The sequence below is a fragment of the Asticcacaulis sp. AC460 genome (genome assembly GCF_000495795.1).
Taxonomy (GTDB): Bacteria; Pseudomonadota; Alphaproteobacteria; order Caulobacterales; family Caulobacteraceae; genus Asticcacaulis.
Genome location: NZ_AWGD01000008.1, coordinates 302344 through 321631 on the forward strand (window position 1 = coordinate 302344; position 19288 = coordinate 321631).

Annotated in this window: 10 protein-coding genes; 4 read left to right on the forward strand and 6 right to left on the reverse strand. The window is 63.0% G+C overall.

What is annotated here, in order from left to right:
- The first annotated feature begins 100 nt into the window (after window positions 1–100).
- Together ABAC460_RS29955 and ABAC460_RS29960 are read left to right on the forward strand one after the other, a co-directional pair.
- Window positions 101–3025 (forward strand): beta strand repeat-containing protein, encoded by a 2925-nt coding sequence (locus ABAC460_RS29955; protein ID WP_023452299.1) that lies wholly within the window; start codon window positions 101–103, stop codon window positions 3023–3025.
- 85 nt (window positions 3026–3110) lie between these two features.
- Window positions 3111–5705, forward strand: coding sequence for a calcium-binding protein (locus ABAC460_RS29960; protein WP_023452300.1), 2595 nt, complete (start codon window positions 3111–3113; stop codon window positions 5703–5705).
- Window positions 5706–5876: 171 nt separating this feature from the next.
- Here ABAC460_RS29960 and ABAC460_RS29965 read toward each other — a convergent pair whose 3' ends face one another.
- The 6 genes from ABAC460_RS29965 to kdpF all read right to left on the reverse strand — a co-directional run bounded on the left by ABAC460_RS29965 (window position 5877) and on the right by kdpF (window position 14146).
- Window positions 5877–6551 carry a response regulator gene (locus tag ABAC460_RS29965; RefSeq protein ID WP_023452301.1) on the reverse strand — a complete coding sequence of 225 codons (675 nt, stop codon included), beginning with the start codon at window positions 6549–6551 and terminating at the stop codon, window positions 5877–5879.
- A 187-nt stretch (window positions 6552–6738) separates the two neighbouring features.
- Window positions 6739–9396 (reverse strand): sensor histidine kinase, encoded by a 2658-nt coding sequence (locus tag ABAC460_RS29970; RefSeq protein WP_023452302.1) that lies wholly within the window; start codon window positions 9394–9396, stop codon window positions 6739–6741.
- The gene (gene kdpC, locus ABAC460_RS29975; RefSeq protein ID WP_235075762.1) at window positions 9393–9953 is read right to left on the reverse strand and encodes a potassium-transporting ATPase subunit KdpC; all 561 of its coding nucleotides are present in this window, start codon (window positions 9951–9953) and stop codon (window positions 9393–9395) included. The genes ABAC460_RS29970 and kdpC overlap by 4 nt, the downstream gene beginning before the upstream one ends.
- Window positions 9954–10263: 310 nt before the next feature.
- Entirely contained in the window at window positions 10264–12327 is a 2064-nt protein-coding gene (gene kdpB, locus ABAC460_RS29980; RefSeq protein WP_023452304.1) for a potassium-transporting ATPase subunit KdpB, read from the reverse strand.
- Window positions 12328–12330: 3 nt separating this feature from the next.
- Complete coding sequence (kdpA, locus tag ABAC460_RS29985; RefSeq protein WP_023452305.1) at window positions 12331–14043, reverse strand: potassium-transporting ATPase subunit KdpA; 1713 nt, start codon at window positions 14041–14043, stop codon at window positions 12331–12333.
- Window positions 14044–14053: 10 nt separating this feature from the next.
- Complete coding sequence (gene kdpF / locus ABAC460_RS29990) at window positions 14054–14146, reverse strand: K(+)-transporting ATPase subunit F (RefSeq protein ID WP_023452306.1); 93 nt, start codon at window positions 14144–14146, stop codon at window positions 14054–14056.
- Window positions 14147–14502: 356 nt separating this feature from the next.
- Here kdpF and ABAC460_RS30000 point away from each other — a divergent pair, with 356 nt between their 5' ends.
- Window positions 14503–16698, forward strand: a complete 2196-nt coding sequence (locus ABAC460_RS30000; protein WP_023452308.1) for a calcium-binding protein — start codon at window positions 14503–14505, stop codon at window positions 16696–16698.
- 89 nt (window positions 16699–16787) lie between these two features.
- Window positions 16788–19286 carry a beta strand repeat-containing protein gene (locus ABAC460_RS30005; protein WP_023452309.1) on the forward strand — a complete coding sequence of 833 codons (2499 nt, stop codon included), beginning with the start codon at window positions 16788–16790 and terminating at the stop codon, window positions 19284–19286.
- Window positions 19287–19288 lie beyond the last annotated feature (2 nt).

Genomic DNA, 19288 nt, shown 5'->3' on the forward strand with positions numbered 1-19288 from the left:
TTTTTTCCATGTCAGGAGGCATATGGTTTGCACGAAATCTGAGCTTGCGTAACTGTGTTTTAAGCGTAGCGTGACGCCAAAGCAAAACAGGGAGGCTCTCATGATCAGGTCTTTCGGTAAGCGTGACGCTCTTGGCTCAATCAACGAGAGCGACGATGGGCCCGACCCGGTCGATTACGTCGGGACGGACGGCAACGACACCTATGCCGGCGGCGACAATCCCGACCGCATCGAAGGGCTGGGCGGCGACGATTCGCTGTCCGGCGGCGGCCATGAAGACACCCTCTTCGGGCAGGACGGAAACGACACCCTGGACGGTGGCGACGATTTCGATGAACTCTATGGCGGCAGTGGCGATGACGTGCTGACGGATCCGTCGGCGGGTTCGCTTTACGGCGAGGACGGCAATGACACCCTGACGGGAGGCAGCGATGTCAACTCACTCGATGCCGGCACCGGCAGTGACGCGGTCTACGGTCTTGGGGGGGACGACGAAATCTTTGCAGCCGAAGACGGCATCGATACGCTTGAGGGGGGCAGTGGCGACGACTACGTCGGCACCGGGGGCGCCGGGAGCTTTGTCGATGGCGGAGAAGGAACCGACTACGTCAATATTGGCCGGAGCACTTCGTCACTGAGCTTCGTGATCGACATGACGGTCATCGCGTCCGGCGTGGTCGTGGTCCTGGCGGACGGCACGACGGTGCGCAATTTCGAAGCCGGTTCGGCGGTGTTAGGTTCGGGGCAGGATACGCTGGTCGGGAGCGATGTCGGCGAATTTTTCGCCGGCGGAGGTGGCAATGATCTGGCCAGTGGCGCCGGCGGTGACGACCGCCTTCTGGGCGAGGCCGGCCACGACCGCCTGAGCGGGGGGCTGGGTGGTGACTGGCTGGAGGGCGGCAGCGGCAACGATACCCTGACCGGCGGCGCGGGCAACGACACCTATTCCGTTGACGCGCTTACCGACCAGATCGTCGAACTGGCGGATGAGGGGCTGGATGCCATCTATGCCACGATCAGCTATTCGCTGGCCGGGACTCAGGTTGAGAGCCTGGTACTGGCCGGGAATGCGACGATCGATGGCACCGGGAACGACCTCGCCAATCTCATTTCGGGCAATATCCGCAACAATCTGCTGGACGGCGGACTGGGCAACGACACCCTTGAAGGCGGAACCGGCAACGATACCCTGGCCGGCGGCGATGGCGACGACATGGCGACCGGCGGCAACGGCAATGATGTCCTGTTCGGTCATGGCGGCAATGACACGCTCTATGGCAATGCCGGCAACGACAATTTCTATGGCTCCTCCGGACATGACCTGATGGAGGACACCTCCGGCATCAGCAACATGGAGGGATGGACCGGCAACGACACCCTGATTGCCGGCGGCCAGGCCGACAATCTCGAAGGCGGAGAGGGCGATGACCTAATCCAGGCGGGTGGCGGCAATGACTATGTCGAAGACGACACCTGGTATCTCCTGCTGGGCAACGATACGGTCGATGCCGGCGCCGGCGACGATTTTGTCAGCATACTGGGTGGTGCAGACGTCGTTGACGGCGGACTGGGCAATGACACGGTGGTCTGGCGCTATGTGGACTTTGAAACGGCCGTCTTTATCGACGCGTCTCAGGCCACCAACGGAACCGGCTCGACCCAGTCCAACGGTGCAACGGTGCGCAATGCCGAGAAACTGGTCATCTGGACCGGCGACGGCGACGATACGGTGATCGGCAGTTCTCACGACGATAACTTCGCGACCTACGATGGCGACGATTCCGTCCAGGGTGGCGCGGGGAATGACCTGATATCCGGCGGGCTGGGGTTCGACACCCTGGACGGCGGCGCCGGCAACGACACGATCGCGGTGTACCACGAGGACATTTCGCAGGCCGATGTGCTGTACGGTGGCGACGGTAATGATCAGCTGTACGGAACGCGGACCGGCGATGACTTCCTGATGGGCGGCGCCGGTAACGACTCGATCTACGGCGATTTCGGCGACGATACGGCGTCCTACGCCGACGCCACGGCCGGGGTGACGGTCAACCTGAATGTGGGGCGGGCGGCGGGGGGCGGTGGGACCGATGTTCTTGATGATATCGAAAACCTGATGGGCTCTGGGTTCAATGACAGCCTGGCCGGTGATGGCGCCGACAATCGGCTCGACGGCGGTGCCGGCAGTGACAGCCTCTCCGGCAGTTCGGGCAAGGACAGCGTGGAGGGTGGGACGGGCGACGACAACCTCTCGGGTGGCACGGGAGATGACAGCCTGAGTGGCGGCAACGGCAACGACACGGCCCAGGGCGGCACCGGGGCCGACAGGATGGATGGCGGAGCCGGCATCGACACCATCACCTATTCGGTGGCGACAGCGGCCATAGCGGTCGATCTGGCGGTCACTGTGGCGCAAAACACCGCCGGTGCGGGCATGGACCAGATCATGGGTTTCGAAAACCTGACCGGGTCTGCTTTCAACGATACGCTGGCCGGGGATGGCGGCGGCAATGTCCTGCGTGGCGGCGGGGGCGCCGATCGTATGACCGGGCGGCTGGGTGACGACACCTATTATGTCGATCATGTCGACGACAAGGTCACCGAACTGCACCTGGAAGGCACCGATCTGATTTACACCTCTGTCAGCTATTCGCTCTTCGGCCGGGCGGTGGAAGACGTGATCATGACCGGAAGCGGTAACCTGACCGCGACGGGCAATTCGCTGGCCAATCATTTCACCGGCAATGCCGGAAACAACGTTTTGGACGGCCAGGGCGGCAATGACACCCTGACCGGCGGGGGCGGGGCGGATATCTTCCTGTTCCAGACGGGCAGTGGCAAGGATACGGTTGCCGATTTCAGCACTGCCGATAGTATCAACGTCAACGCCTATAGCGGTGGCGTCGCGACTTCCGGCATGGTCACCCAGGCCGGCAGCCATGTGGTCATCGATCTGGGTGGGGGTAATATCGTCACTGTGTTGAACGCGGTGCGGGCCACGGTGCTGGACCATATGGTGTGGTAACGGGCTGATTTCGCGAAACGGCCTGCAACCTTGAGGTTTGGTTAACTCTCCCGCGGGTATTTTGCCGCCAAGGGGGAGGTGATCTATGACCAAAATTTCCAAAAAAACCGACGCGCTGATTCCGTTGACCCAGGCGGCCGTCCTGGCGCCCACGCCGGGTAGCGTGCGCGAAGCCAATCTCTGGGGCCTGGCCGGTGACGACAGTCTGACGGGAGGCACGGGGAACGACACAATCCATGGCCGCGCCGGGAACGATACGCTGGATGGCGGGGATGGCGACGATCAGGTTTTCGGCGGTGCCGGCGATGATGTGCTGATTGCTGGCGGAGGTTTCAACCGCCTTTACGGTGAGAGTGGCAATGACCTGTTCATTGCCGGGCCGGGGTTCAGCCACTATGACGGGGGCGCCGGGGTCGACACCATCAGCTTTGCGGGTGCGACGGCGACGGTCGACATGATCCTGGATGGCGGCTGGGGCGACGTCAGTACGTCAGGCATAGAAAATGTCATTGGCTCGGACTTTCGCGATTATATCAACGGAAGCGCAGGCGACAATTGGCTGGAGGGCGGCGACGGAAACGATGAGCTCTACGGCCATGACGGCAACGACACCCTGTCGGCCGGCGAAGGCTCCGACTATGCGTTGGGGGGCGCCGGTGACGACGTGTTGTATGCCAGTTCGGGGCCCGATCATCTGGGCGGCGGCGACGGTGATGACCTGATCGAACTCGGAAATTTCCGCGCCGATGTTTACGGCGGGGTTGGCGATGACACGATCAGTTTCGCCACGGCGACCTATATTGTGGGGATTGACCTTAACCAGAATAATTTCGGTCTTGGATGGGTTTACGAGGTCGAGAATGTCCTCGGTTCGCCGGGGCAGGATTATATCGGTGGCGACGGCGGTGGGAACCACCTGGACGGCGGCGGCGGAGACGACTTCCTGTACGGCCGCGACGGCGATGACACCATGACCGGTGGCCAGGGCTTCGACATTATCGACGGCGAAGGCGGTGACGACCTGGTGTTCGACAGCAGCGGCAGGGACGTCGTCTATGGCGGCGCCGGCAATGACACGGTTTCCTATATCCACGCGACCGCCGGCGTCAGTCCGTTGTACCTTCTGGGGGTTGAAAACCAGATCGGCTCCGCCTTCGATGATGTTCTTCTCAGCGTCGGGCTGACCAACACCCTCGATGGACGGGGCGGCGACGACGTCGTCTGGGGACAGACGGGGGACGACATCCTGAAAGGCGGCGACGGCGATGACCGGGCCGTCGGCGAGGCGGGCCATGATTCCCTGTCCGGCGGTAACGGCGACGACTGGCTGTACGGTGGCAACGGTTATGACAGTTTGGTCGCCGGCGAAGGCAACGATACCCTTTGGGGCGGAAACCATGCCGACAGCCTTTCCGGCGGTAACGGCAGCGACTCGCTGGATGGCGGAACCGGCCGAGATACCATGACCGGCGGTGACGGCGACGATTCCTACGTGGTCGATTATGACCTGGACCGGATCAACGAAGCCGCCGGCAAGGGCACGGATTTGGTCGAGGCCTCGGTCAGCTTTGTTTTGACCGCCAATCTCGAAAACCTGATTTTGGCCGGTACCGGCAACATCTCCGGGACAGGCAACGGCGGCGACAACCTGCTGACCGGAAACCGAGGCGACAACGTGCTGAAGGGCGGCGGTGGCCATGATGTCCTGGATGGGGGAGGCGGCAATGACACCCTGGAAGGGGGCGCGGGTAATGACACCTATGTCGCCAGCTACGCCGATGAGGTCGTCGAGCATGCCGGCGAAGGCGAGGACACGGTCCTCACGTCCGGGTATTTTTCGCTGGCCGGCATGGCTGTGGAAAACCTGATCATGACGGGCCAGGACGGGTATCATGCCGTCGGCAACGAACTGAACAACAGGATGACCGGCAATACCGGCTATAACCGGATCGACGGCGCCGCGGGTGCGGACACGATGAGCGGCGGTCTGGGCAACGATACCTATGTCGTCGATACGCTTTCGGACCTTATCGTTGAAGCGTCGGGAGAAGGGATCGATCGCGTCGATGCTTCGTTGAGCTATGCCCTGGGCGCCGGGGTCGAGAACCTTTTGCTGACGGGAACGGCCAACATCGATGGCGCGGGCAACGGGTTGAACAATGTTCTCACTGGAAATGCGGGCAACAACACGCTTTCGGGTGGCTGGGGCGACGACACCTATTACGTCCAGAACGCCGGGGACAAGGTTGTCGAAACGTCCGGCGAAGGCCGTGATACGATCATTTCGTCGATCACGTGGTCGTTGCGGGGGACTGTGGTCGAGAACCTGACCCTGACCGGCAGCGCCGATCTGAACGGAACCGGCAACGGTCTGGGCAATGTCCTGACGGGCAACAGCGGCAACAATGTCCTCAACGGCATGGGGGCGAAGGATAGTCTGACCGGTGGCCTGGGGGCGGATGTCTTTCTGTTCACGGCCAACAGCGGCGCCGATCGCATCACCGATTTCAGTGCGGCGCAGGGCGACAGCCTCAATGTCAGCGCCTATACGGCGGGCGTTGCCAATGCCGGCCTGGTCAGCCAGTCGGGGCTGGATGTGGTCATCGACCTGGGCGGGGGGAATACGGTCGTCGTGCTGAATGCGGTGCAGGCCGACGTGCTTGCCCAGATGGTTTGGTAACTCATATCAACCAACGATGATGTTGACACATCGACCTAAAGAGGCCCCCTCCGTCTCGACGCACTTCGCCAATGGCCTGCGGCCTGGCTCGCTTGCTCGCCACCTCCCCATTGAAGAAATGGGGAGGAGAAGGAACCAATCCCGATGAGTCAGAGTCATCATTGGTTGGTATCAGTCGGCGAAGCGATAGCCGATGCCCGGTTCGGTGAGGATAAAGCGGGGGCTTAACGGGTCGTCCTTGAGCTTTTCGCGCAGGTGTTGCGTGTGGATGCGCAGGTAATGGTTCTGCTCGGTCGAGTGGCGGCCCCAGACGGCTTTTAAAAGCTGGGCGTGGGTCAGGACCTTGCCGGAATGCTGGGTCAGGGTGGTCAGCAGTTTGTATTCGATCGGAGTCAGGTGGACGTCCTCGCCGTCCAGCCACACCCGACGCGCCGCCAGGTCGATCTTCAGACCGTTGCGGTCGACGGTTTCCGGCGTGGCGGTCCCGCGCGCGGCGTGGCGTAGCGCCACCTTGATCCGCGCCAGCAGTTCACCCGGTGCGAACGGTTTGGTCAGGTAGTCGTCGGCCCCGCCGTCCAGGGCTTCGATCTTGTCGGCCTCCTGTTCGCGCGCCGACAGCACGACGATCGGGACCTGTGACCATTCGCGCACCGAACGGATAAAGTCCTGGCCGTCCTGGTCCGGCAGGCCGAGATCAAGGATCACCACATCAGGGCGGTCGAGAGTCAGGCGTTGCAGGCCTTCTTTCGCTGTGGCGGCTTCGACGACGTCATAGTTCTGCGCCGTAAGGGTGGCGCGGAGGTAGCGGCGGATATCGCCTTCGTCTTCGATGATCAGGACCTTCATGGCGGTGGTTCAGAGTACTTTGGCTGTAGGTGGGCTGGTTGTAACGGAAGCACGGGCGGGCCAAATCCCCCACCGTCTCATTTGCTTCCAGCAAATGATCCACCTCCCCGTATAACGGGGAGGGATTTTATAATTTATGGGTCGTGGAGCATTTGAGCTACCCCGGCGCTTACGCGAAAGCTGGAGTTCATTTCGCTATAGCCACCGGAAGGGTAAAGATAAAGCTGGCGCCACCGGGAGGGTTGTTTTTGGCGTAGATCAGCCCGCCATGGGCTTCGATGATGCCCTTGCAGATGGCCAGGCCCAGGCCGGTGCCGGTCGTGCCGCGGTCGGATTTCAGGCCGCCGTCAGTGTGGAACTTATCGAAGACCAGGTCCTCTTCGCCGGGTTTCAGGCCAGGACCGTTGTCGCAGACCTTAACGCGGACACGGTCGGCATCGGTCTCAAAGCTCAGGGTGATGATGCCGTCTTCGGAAGTATGGGCAAAGGCGTTTTCCAGCAGGTTGATCAGCACCTGTTCAATCAGCCCGCCGTCGATGGCGACCATGGGAATGTGACCTGAAGTGACAGTGCGGATCTGGCGGGCGCCTTTTTGCGGTTCGACGCGGGCCAGGGCAGCACCGGCGATCTCCTGGATCATATAGGGTTCGAAGTTGAGCTTGAGCTGGCCCGAGGTGATGGCCGCCATGCGCAGCAGGTTGGAAACGAACTTCTGCAGCCGGGTCAGGTGGCCCCACAGGGCGGTCAGTTCGTCGACCGCTTCGCGCGGCAGCTTCTTGCGCAGTTTCAGCAGGGAAGAGACGGCGCCGCTCATCACGGTCAGCGGAGTCTTCAGGTCGTGCGACAGCGAGGCCAGCAGGACGTTGCGCAGCTTCTCGTTCTCGCTTTCGATGCGCGAGGTCTCGGCCTCAGCGCTGCGGCGGGCGCGTTGGAAGGCGCCGGCGATCAGCGAAGCGACCGTTTCGAAGACCAGGTGCTCGGCGCCGGTGAACTGGCGGTTGCGGTCGCGCGGGGTGAGGGACAGGACGCCCATGTCGGAGGCTTCCGCCACCAGAGGCAGGTACAGACCGGCGGCGGAGGGCAGGGTGTCGGTGTGGCGGCCGGCCATCTGGTGGTTGTGCATCACCCAGTGCAGCACACCCAGTTCGCGCGGATCGTCTTCGGTCGGGCCGGTGATCTGGCGGCCGCCGGTCCACAGCCGGACCTCGGCGTCGAAGGCGGGTTCGAGGTGGCGGGCGGCAACCTCGGCCATGGCGTCTATGCCGCGTGCCGCCGACAATTGCCGTGACAGGTCGTACAGCAGGCGGGTTTCGGCCTCGCCCTTGCGCGCCAGGCGGACATGTCGCGACAGCCGCGCCGTCAGTGAACCGACGATCAGAGAGGTTGCCAGCATGACCGCGAAGGTGATGGCGTAGCCGAGATTGTCGAAGGTGAAGCTGTAATAGGGCTCGATGAAGAACCAGTTGAACGCCGCCACCGACAGGATGGAGGCCAGGACGGCCGGGCCGATGCTGTAGCGCGCGGCGACGACGACGACGCCGGTGAGGTACAGCATGATCAGGCTGTCGGGATCGATCAGGCTGCGGAAGGGCAGGCCCAGGCCGGTGCAGACAGCGACCACCAGGGCGGCCATGGCATGGTGGCGCGGGCGGGCGACAAAAACCGACCAGTCGGGGCGTTCACGTTCCTGGGGTTTGTCTTCCGGGGCGTCGGCATTGAGGGTGGTGATTTCCAGTCCGGCGCCCTGGGCGATAAGCTTTTGTGACAGGGAGGGCTGGCCCAGGCGCCACCAGGGTTGCGGGCTGTGGCCCAGCACCAGGCGGGTAAAGCCGTTTTGGCGGGCATAGGTCAGGATGGTCGCCGCGGCGCCGCCGGCGTTCAGCCGCACCACCCGCCCGCCCAGCTTTTCGGCCAGGCGCAGATTGTGTTCGACCCGCAGGCGGGCCTTGGGCGACAGGGTTTCGTGGCGGTCGGTTTGCAGATAGAGGGCAAACCACGGCGCACGCGTCCGGTCGGCCATGCGTTTGGTGTGGCGGATCAGGCGCGACGACAAGGGATCGGGGCCGACCAGGACCAGGATCTTGTCGCCGGTGGCGGCTTCGTTCTGACCCATGGCGGCGTTGAGCTGGTCGTTCTGGGCGTCGACCCGTTCGGCGGCGCGTCGCAGGGCGATTTCGCGCAGGCGGCCGAGATTGGTCTTTTTGAAGAAGTTGTCGGCGGCGCGTTGGTGGGCGCCCTCGGCAACATAGACCTTGCCGTCGGCCAGACGTTGCAGCAGTTCGTCAGGCGGGATGTCGATCAGGGCGATATCGTCGGCAGCGTCGAAGACGCTGTCGGGGACGGTTTCCTTGACCCAGACGCCGGTCAGTTTGGCGACGACGTCGTTGAGGCTTTCGAGATGCTGGACGTTCAGTGTGGTGAAGACGTCGATGCCGTTGTCGAGCAGTTCCTCGATGTCCTGCCAGCGTTTGGGGTGGCGTGAGCCAGGGGCGTTGGTGTGGGCATATTCGTCGACCAGGATCAGGGAGGGCCGGCGTGCCAGGGCAGAGTCGAGGTCGAACTCGGTGACCTGGACGCCACGATGGTCGATGGTTTTGCGGGAAAGGACGGGGAGGCCGTCGATCAGGGCCAGGGTTTCCGGCCGGCCGTGGTGTTCGGCGATGCCGATGACCACGTCGCGGCCGTCCTTCGCCAGGCGGCGGGCTTCGTTCAGCATGGCGTAGGTCTTGCCCACGCCGGCCGAGGCGCCGAAGAAGATCTTCAGGTGTCCACGCGCGTCTTCGCCCTCGTCGGTGGTGACGAGGGCGAGGAGTTTGTCGGGATCGGGTCTGTGGTCGGCGTTCACTTCAGCTTGCCGTCGAGTCGCAGATTGACCTCTAGCACATTGACGCGGGCTTCGCCGAGAATCCCGAGGGTCGGGTGTTCGGTCGAGCTGTCGATGGCCAGGCGGACGGCGCTTTCGCTGATGCCGCGAGTTTGCGCGATGCGGGTGACCTGGATCGCGGCGGCGGCCGGGCTGATGTGTGGATCGAGACCGGAGCCCGAGGCGGTGATCAGGTCGACCGGGACGTTGGTCGAGGTGTTCAGGGCGGTCAGGCGGGCATGGGCGGCTTCGAGCAAGGCGGGGTTGTTGACGCCGTAGTTCGAGCCCGAGGAGAAGCCGGCGTTGTAGGGGGCTTCGGCGGTGGCGGAGAGGCGGCCCCACAGGTACTGCGGCTGGGTGAAGTTCTGGCCGATCAGTTTGGAGCCGATGATGGTGTTGCCGTCGCGGATCAGGGAGCCCTGGGCCTGGTTGGGAAAAGCTGTCTGGCTGATAGCCAGGGTGGTGAGGGGGTAGATCCCGCCGAACAGGACCGTGAAGATGGCCAGGGAGACGAGGGTCGGTTGGATATGTTTGAGGATCATGGTGTTGTAAGAAACCCCACCACCGCATCTCATTCGCTACGGTCATCGGCCTATGGCCTCAGACCTCCACTCACTCGACTTGCGCTTGCCGAGATATATCTCGGCGGCGCTCACCCGACCTCCCCGAGAAGCGGGGAGGAGCAAGAAAGAGTCGGTCTACGTCTTCAACGAAACACCGATGAAGCTGACCCGAACTTTTCTTCTTTATTCCTCCCCGCTTGTCGGGGAGGGGGACCATGAGCGAAGCAAAACGTAGCGAAGCGAAGTGTCGCGCAGCGAAATGGTGGTGGGGTGTCTTCCTTTCTTGCTAAACGAGGCCGATGGCGGTGAGGCCGAGGTCGATGATTTTGATACCGATGAACGGCGTGACGATCCCGCCCAGGCCGTAGATCAGGGCGTGGCGTGTCAGCAGGCTCGAGGCCGGCCGGGCGTGGTACTTGACGCCTTTCAGGGCCAGGGGGATCAGGGCGATGATGATGACGGCGTTGAAGATGACCGCTGACAGGATGGCGCTCTGTGGCGAGGACAGGCCCATGATGTTCAGCAGGCCCAGGGCCGGATAGGTGGTCGCAAACGCCGCCGGGATGATGGCGAAATACTTGGCCAGGTCGTTGGCGATGCTGAAGGTGGTCAGGGCGCCACGCGTCATCAGGAGCTGTTTGCCGATCTCGACGATCTCGATCAGCTTGGTCGGATCAGAGTCGAGATCGACCATGTTGCCGGCTTCCTTGGCGGCCTGGGTGCCCGAGTTCATCGCCACGGCGACGTCGGACTGGGCCAGGGCGGGGGCGTCGTTGGTGCCGTCGCCGACCATGGCGACCATCTCGCCGCCCTCCTGCATCTTGCGGATATATTTGAGCTTGGTTTCCGGCGTGGCCTGGGCGACGAAGTCATCGACTCCAGCTTCGGAAGCAATGGCCGCGGCGGTCAGCGGGTTGTCGCCGGTGATCATCACGCTCTTGATCCCCATGCGGCGCAGTTCGGCCAGGCGCGTCTTGATATCGGGCTTGACGATGTCCTTGAGGTAGATGACGCCCAGCACCTTGGGGCCTTCGGCGACCACCAGCGGCGTGCCGCCCTTGCGGGCAATGTCGTCGACGGCGCTTTGAGCTTCCGGCGGCATGAGCCCGCCCTTCAGGTTGATCAGGCCGGCAATGGCGTCGGCAGCGCCCTTCAGGATATGGCGTTCGTTGATGACGATGCCCGACACCCGCTGTTCCGCCGAAAACGGAATGAAGGTGGCAACCAGGCTGTCGGCCTTGCGTTCGGGCAAACCGAACTGGCCGCGCGCCAGGGCGACGATCGAGCGGCCTTCGGGGGTTTCGTCGGCGAGCGACGAGAGTTCTGCGGCTTCGGCAAGTTGTTGTGCGCTGACGGTGGTCACGGGGATGAACTCCACCGCCTGGCGGTTGCCGAAGGTGATGGTGCCGGTCTTATCCAGCAACAGGACATTGACGTCGCCGGCGGCTTCGACGGCACGGCCCGAGGTGGCGATGACATTGGCGCGGATCAGGCGCTGCATGCCCGAAATGCCGATGGCCGACAGGAGGCCGCCGATGGTGGTCGGGATCAGGCAGACAAGAAGCGCGATCAGCACGGTGATGGTGATGACCGTGCCCGACCCCGCCCGATCGACGCTGAACAGCGAGAAGGGCAGGAGGGTGGCGCAGGCCATCAGGAAGACCAAAGTCAGGGCGGCCAGCAGGATCGACAGGGCGATCTCGTTGGGTGTCTTCTGGCGTTTGGCGGATTCGACCAGGCCGATCATCTTGTCGAGGAAGCTTTCGCCAGGATCGGCTGTGACCCTGACGATCAGCCAGTCGCTGAGCACCCGGGTGCCGCCGGTGACGGCGTCGCGGTCGCCGCCGGATTCGCGGATGACGGGGGCGGACTCGCCGGTGATGGCGCTTTCGTCGACGCTGGCGACGCCTTCGATGACCTGGCCGTCGGCCGGGACGACATCGCCGGCTTCGATGATCACGATGTCGCCCTTGCGTAAGCTGTTGGCGGCCACGACGGTTTGGTTTTTGGCCTTATCCAGCTTCTTGGCCGGGACGTCGCGGCGGGCCTTTTTCAGGCTGTCGGCCTGGGCCTTGCCGCGGCCTTCGGCCATGGCTTCGGCAAAGTTGGCGAACAGGACCGTGAACCACAGCCAGAAGCAGATCAGGCCGATGAACCACACGGGTTGCCCGCCGCCGATGACCGAGCCGGGATCGGCCAGTATGACGGTCAGGATGACGGTGGTGATGACCGACCCGACCCAGACCAGGAACATGACCGGGTTGCGGGCCTGATAGCGCGGGTCAAGGCGTGCGAAGGCCTGGAGGACGGCCGCCATCAGGTCGGTTTGTGTTTGAGCTTTGGAGGACATGGATCAGCCTTTGATCATGTTGAGGTGTTCGATGACCGGACCCAGGGCAAGCGCCGGGGCATAGGTCAGGACGCCGACCAGGACGATGATGCCGACCAGGACGACGACGAACAGCGGCGTGTGGGTGGGCAGGGTGCCGGCAGAGGCGGGGATGGTTTTCTTGGCCGCCAGGGAGCCGGCTATGGCCAGGACCGGCAGCAGGACGAAGAAGCGTCCGAACAGCATGCACAGGCCCAGCAGGCTGTTGTAGAACGGGTTGTTGGCGCCCAGGCCGGCAAAGGCCGAGCCGTTGTTGTTGGCCGCCGAGGTAAAGGCGTAGAGCACTTCCGAGAATCCCTGGGCACCCGGATTGTAGATATTGGCCTTGCCGGGTTCGGTCAGGACGGCGACCGCGGTGCAGGTCAGGATCAGGGCCGAGGGCAGCAGGACGGCGATCGAGGCCATCTTGATTTCAAAGGCGCCGATCTTCTTGCCGAGATATTCCGGCGTGCGGCCGACCATCAGTCCGGCGATGAAGACGGTCAGGATGACGAAGATCAGCATGCCGTAGAGGCCGGAGCCGGCGCCGCCGTAGATGACTTCGCCGAACTTCATCAGCAGCATGGGGATCATGCCGCCCAGAGGCGTGAAACTGTCGTGCATGGCATTGACCCCGCCGTTGGAGGCGGCGGTGGTCGCCGCGGCCCAGATGGCGGAATTGGCGATGCCGAAGCGGGTTTCCTTGCCTTCCATATTGCCGCCTGACGGGTCGGCGCCGGCGGCGATCAGGTGGGGATTACCCGCCTGTTCCAGGCCGATGCAGGCCACGGTCAGGGGAACGAAGACCAGGGTCATGGCGGCGAAGATGGCGATGCCCTGGCGTTTGTCGCCGATCATCCGGCCGAAGGTGAAGCACAGGGCGGCCGGGATGATCAGGATGGACAGCATCTCGATGAAGTTGCTGAACGGTGTCGGGTTTTCGAAGGGATGGGCGGAGTTGGTGTTGAAGAAGCCGCCACCGTTGGTGCCCAGCATCTTGATGGCTTCCTGCGAGGCAACAGGACCCAGGGCGAGGGTTTGGTTGGCGCCTTCCAGGGTTTTCGCTGTGGCGTAGGGTTCCAGGGTCTGGATGACGCCCTGCGAGGCCAGCAGAACGGCAAGGATCAGCGCCAGGGGGAGCAGGATGTAGAGGTTGGTGCGGACCAAATCGACCCAGAAGTTGCCGAGTTTGTCGGTCGCGTGGCGCGATAAGCCGCGGATCAGGGCGGCGAGGACAGCGATGCCGACAGCGGCGGAGACGAAGTTCTGCACCGTCAGGCCGGCCATCTGGCTGAAATAGCTGAGCGTGGTTTCGCCGCCATAGGATTGCCAGTTGGTGTTGGTGACGAAGCTGACCGCCGTATTGAAGGCCAGGTCCGGTGTCAGGCCGGGCAGGTTCTGCGGGTTGGGCGGGATCGACCCTTGGGCCAGCAGCAGGCCGAACAGCAGCAGGAAGCCACCCAGCGAAAATAGGATGACGGCGGTGGCATAGTCCTTCCAGGTCATCTCCTGGTCCGGGCGGACATTGCAGGCGCCGTAGATCAGCCTTTCGACGGGGGCCAGGACGGGGGTGAGCAGGTTGCGCTCGCCCGACAGGACGCGCGCCATGTAGAGGCCCAGCGGCACGGCCAGGGCCGTGAGCACAAGCATGTAAAGCCCGAGCTGAAGCCAGCTGGCGGGCGTGATACCGAACAGCATGCCGGTCTCCTTAAGGGAATAATTCGGGTTTGATCAGGGCGACGATCAGGTAGCCGGCGAGGCCCAGGGTGATGATGCCGGCGGCGATATAGAGGGCGGTCATGATCCCTCCTTCAGGCTGTCGGCAAAGGCGACGAAGGCCAGGCACAGGCCGAAAAAGCCTGTCCCGGCCAGAAGATAGACGATGGCCATGTGGGCCCTCCGTTCGATCAGCGGGAACGGTGGGTGGTTTAGGCTTTGTCGGATATGGCTGGCGTATAGATGCGGTAGGTGGGTGTATAGAATTCGTATAGGGGCGTGATCGCGGAGATCCTTGGTCGGTCGGGGTGCAATCGATGTCGTTGCGGGTTATGGCTTCACGGTGGAATGACATTGCCGTCATGTGACGGTCTCGCGGTAGCCGCGCACGCCTATCCTGTTTAGATTCGCCGCAAGGGAATAAGAACAGAGGAAACGATCATGACCAAAGCGTCCAACCGCTTCAGCGCGTTCTCGGCCGGGATCAACCAGGCGACCTATTACGGCACCACCGCCAACGACACCTATGCCGGCACGTCCGACAACGACCTGGCCGATGGCAATAGCGGTGACGATTATCTCGACGGCGCCGGCGGCAATGATTTCCTTGTCGGGGAGCGCTATTGGGAACTCGTCGGCAACGACACCCTGATTGGCGGCGACGGCAACGACGTGTTGAACAGCCTTGGCGGTGTCGACGTCCTGGATGGTGGCGCCGGCACCGACTTCGTCGAGTATATCCAGACCTATTCGACCTATTCCTACCTGTTCGACGTTACAGCCATGGCGACGACGACCGGTGTGACCCTGGCGGACGGCACCATCATCCGCAATGTCGAGCGGGCCCATGTCGAAGCCGGACTGGGGAATGACACCTTTGTCGGAGGTTCCGGCGCTGACACCTTTCTGGGTGGCGGCGGCAACGATTCAGCCGCAGGTGGATCGGGTGAAACCTACCTGTCCGGGGGCGCCGGCGATGATACTCTGTCGGGCGGCGGCGGCGTGGACCGGCTGAGCGGCAACGAGGGCAATGACAGCATCAGCGGCGGCACGCACAACGATTTTCTGCACGGTGAATGGGGCAATGACACCCTGTTCGGCAATACCGGCAACGACCGCCTGGAAGGCAGCGACGGCGACGACCTGCTGAACGATACCTCGGGCGCCAACATCCTGCAGGGCGGTTCGGGCAACGACACCATCACCAGCGGCAATCTGGCCGACAGTATCTGGGGCGGTGAGGGCGGCGATCTCATCAATGCCGCGGACGGCAATGACACCATCTATGACGACAGCAATATCGAGCTGCGCGGCAATGACACCATCAATGCCGGTGGCGGCGACGATATCGTCAGCATCTGGGGCGGGGCGGATTCGATCGATGCCGGCGCCGGCCAGGACAGTTTCACGCTGTGGTACGAAAGCGAAAGCGTCGATCTGCTGGTCGATGTGTCCCAGGCACACACCAGTGGCGGCTCGACCTTCTCGACCGGCACCGTGATCCGCAATGCCGAGTTCTTCAAGATCTATACCGGCAGCGGCGACGATACTCTGGTCGGGACGGTCCATGATGATGTGATCGAAACCGGTTCGGGGGATGACTCGATCGCCGGCGGTGACGGCAACGACAGCATTACCGGCGGGCTGGGTTACGACTTTATCGATGGTGGCGCCGGGAATGACACGATCTGGGTCGCCCAGTCGGATATCTCGGAAGGCGACACCCTGTACGGTGGCGACGGCAATGATCAGCTTTACGGCACGCGGACCGGCGACGACTTCCTGATGGGCGGGGCGGGGAATGACTCGATCTACGGTCATTTCGGTAATGATACCGTCTCCTATGCCGACGCTACGGCCGGGGTGACGGTCGATCTGAACGTCGCTGCGCAGACGACGGGGGGCAGCGGAAATGATTTGCTCGACGATATCGAGAACCTCATCGGGTCGGATTTTGCGGACAACCTGGCGGGGGACGGCGCGGATGGATTGATGCAAGGCCTCGGCGGCAATGACACGGTGGCCGGCAGTTCGGGCCATGACACGATCAGCGGCGATGACGGCAATGACAACCTGTCGGGCGGCACGGGCAACGACGTGCTCAACGCCGGGGCTGGCAATGACCTGATCCAGGCCGGTGCCGGCGATGACTCGATCGACGGCGGGCTGGGGCTTGATACCCTGAGCTATTCCACGGCCACAGCGGCGGTCACGGTCGATCTGGTGGTGGCGGTCTCACAGGCGACCGGCGGGGCGGGTTCGGATCTGTTGCAGGCGATCGAGGGGCTGATCGGGTCGGGGTACAATGATGTTCTGTCGGGTGATGGCGGCGACAACAGCCTGGATGGCCGGGCCGGCAATGACATCTTGAACGGCCGTGGCGGCAAGGATATCCTGACCGGCAAGGCGGGGCTGGATACCTTCCTGTTCGAAACCGGCAGCGGGCTGGATGTCATCAGCGATTTCAGCGTTGCGGACGGCGACCTGATCAATGTCAATGCCTATACCGGCGGTGTGGCCAGTCCGGGATCGGTCACCCAGGCCGGTTCGCATGTCGTGATCGATCTGGGCAGCGGCAATATGGTGACCGTGTTCAACGCCAGCCAGGGCGATGTGCTCAGTCACATGGTCTGGTAACGGCGTTCATCACAACAGAGGTGAAGGGGTTGCGGTAAGGTGGTGCCCAATCCATAGTGCAGTCAAAATCAGAGACGAGGGACGCCAACATGGCCAGTTTGAACCAAAAGCGTAAGGATGTCAGTCTTTTGCCGGCTGACGCGGCTGTTTTGCAGGCCAGCTATACCGGTACCTCAGGTCCCGACACCTATACCGGTGGTTCCGGCGCCGATTCGATCTTGGGCGAGGGCGGTAGCGACAGCCTGTCCGGCGCCGGTGGCAATGACACCATCGTTGGCGGCGCCGGAGCGGACACCCTGGATGGCGGCGCGGGCAGTGACTGGATTGTCGGAGGTCTGGACGGCGACTTCCTGCTGGGTGGCAGCGGGCGCGACACGATCAGCTATGCCGGCGCGGCGGGGCCGGTCACTGTGAACATCGGCGGCCAGACGCCCCTGGCCTCGGGAGGGGGCGGTTCCGGCTGGGATCTGGTGCTTCAGTTCGAAGACATTATGGGGTCTGCCTTCAACGACACTCTGACCGGCAATCTCGGCAACAACGTCATTAACGGTGGCGCCGGCGACGACGTCATGGACGGCGGCAAAGGCTATGACACCTTCGTGCTGAGCAGCCTGGGCGATAGTATTGTTGAGAGCACGCTCAATTCGGAACCGGATCTGGTCATCGCCCCCTTCAGCTATACGCTGGGCCACAATGTCGAATACCTGACCCTGAGCGGGACGGGGAATTTCACCGGCACCGGCAATAGCTGGAACAATTACCTGACCGGGAATTCGGGTAACAATGAGCTGACCGGGTTGGTGGGCGACGATACGCTGGATGGCGGGGCGGGGAATGATACGCTGGTCGGGGGCGAAGGCGCGGACCGCTACTATGTCGATAATCCCGGCGATGTCTTCACCGAGGCGCCGGACGGCGGTGAAGACTGGGTCTTTATCGCCTACAGCTACACCCTGGGGGCGACGTTCGAGCACCTGACCCTTACAGGGACCGCCAACCTGGATGGCGGCGGCAATGGCGAGAACAACTCGATTGAGGGCAATGTCGGTAACAACGGCCTGTGGGGTGGTGGGGGTAACGACTTCATCCGCGGCGGCGCCGGCAACGACACGGTCCGGGGCGAGGCCGGCCTCGACGCCATCATCGGTGACGAGGGCGAAGACCTGCTGTATGGCGGCGACGGCGACGACGTCGTCCAGGCCGACGATCGCGAGCCCACCGCCATCTTTGGCAGCATGGACTGGATTTACGGCGAGGCGGGCAATGACTCGCTGTACGCCGGTCTGTTCGATGAGGTTTTCGGTGGCGACGGCAACGACCTGATCTGGAACGGGGGCAACAGCTTCGGCGGTGATGGCGATGACATCATCTATGCCTATGGTTCGCGCGGCGCCGTGTCTCCCGCCGTGGTGGCCTCCGGCGGCGTCGGCAACGACACCATCGGCGTCGCCACCTATTACGACTTTTACGGCGTGCCCTATACCAACGATGGCAGCGTGCGGCTGGAGGGCGGCGACGGGGCCGACATGCTCACCGGTGGCGTTGCGGGGGACGAAATCCACGGCGATGACGGCGCCGACACCATGGCCGGCGGCAAGGGTAACGACACCTACTATGTCGACAATGGCTTAGACCGGGTGGACGAACAGCACGGGGAAGGCATCGACCTGATCTACACGTCGGCCAGCTATTCTTTGTTCGGGCGGGCGGTCGAAAACGTCATCCTGACCGGGACGGCCAGTGCGTCGGTGATCGGCAACAGCCTGGCTAACAGCATCACCTGCAATGCCGGCAACAACCTGTTCAACGGCGGCGAGGGCCTGGACACCGTGACCGGAGGATCGGGCGACGACACCTATATCGTCAATGCCGGCGCAGATGTGGTGATCGAAGCGGCCGGCGAAGGCACGGATGTTGTCTTCAGCACGGCGACCTATGTGCTCAGCGCCGATGTCGAGGACCTCACCCTGATGGGCGACGCGAATATCGGCGGTACCGGCAACGCGCTGAACAACCGCATTGGCGGCAACTCTGGCAACAACGCCTTGAACGGTGGCGCCGGCCACGATGCGCTGAATGGCGCCCAGGGCAATGATACCTTGACAGGCAGTTTGGGTGACGACAGCTATTGGGTCGACGCGGCGGGCGACAAGGTGGTCGAGGCCAGCGGCGAAGGCTATGACACCATCTATGCTTCGGTGAGCTACAGTCTGACCGGGCGCTATGCCGAGGTGTTGGAACTGACCGGCACGGCCGATCTGGATGCGACGGGCAACAGCGTCAGCAATACGCTGATCGGCAATGCCGGAAGCAATACGCTCAACGGGCTGGGCGGGTTCGACACCCTGACCGGGGGATCGGGCGCGGATGTGTTCCTGTTCCAGACCGGCAGCCGTCAGGATAAGATCACCGATTTCAGCGGTGCCGAAGGCGACTTGATCAATGTCCACGCCTATACGGGCGGGGTGGCCAGTGCCGGCATCGTCAGCCAGGCCGGTACCAGCGTCGTTATCGACCTGGGCGGCGGCAATGTGGTGACGGTTTTGAACGCCGGCCAGGCCGATGTGCTCAGCCACATGGTGTGGTGAGG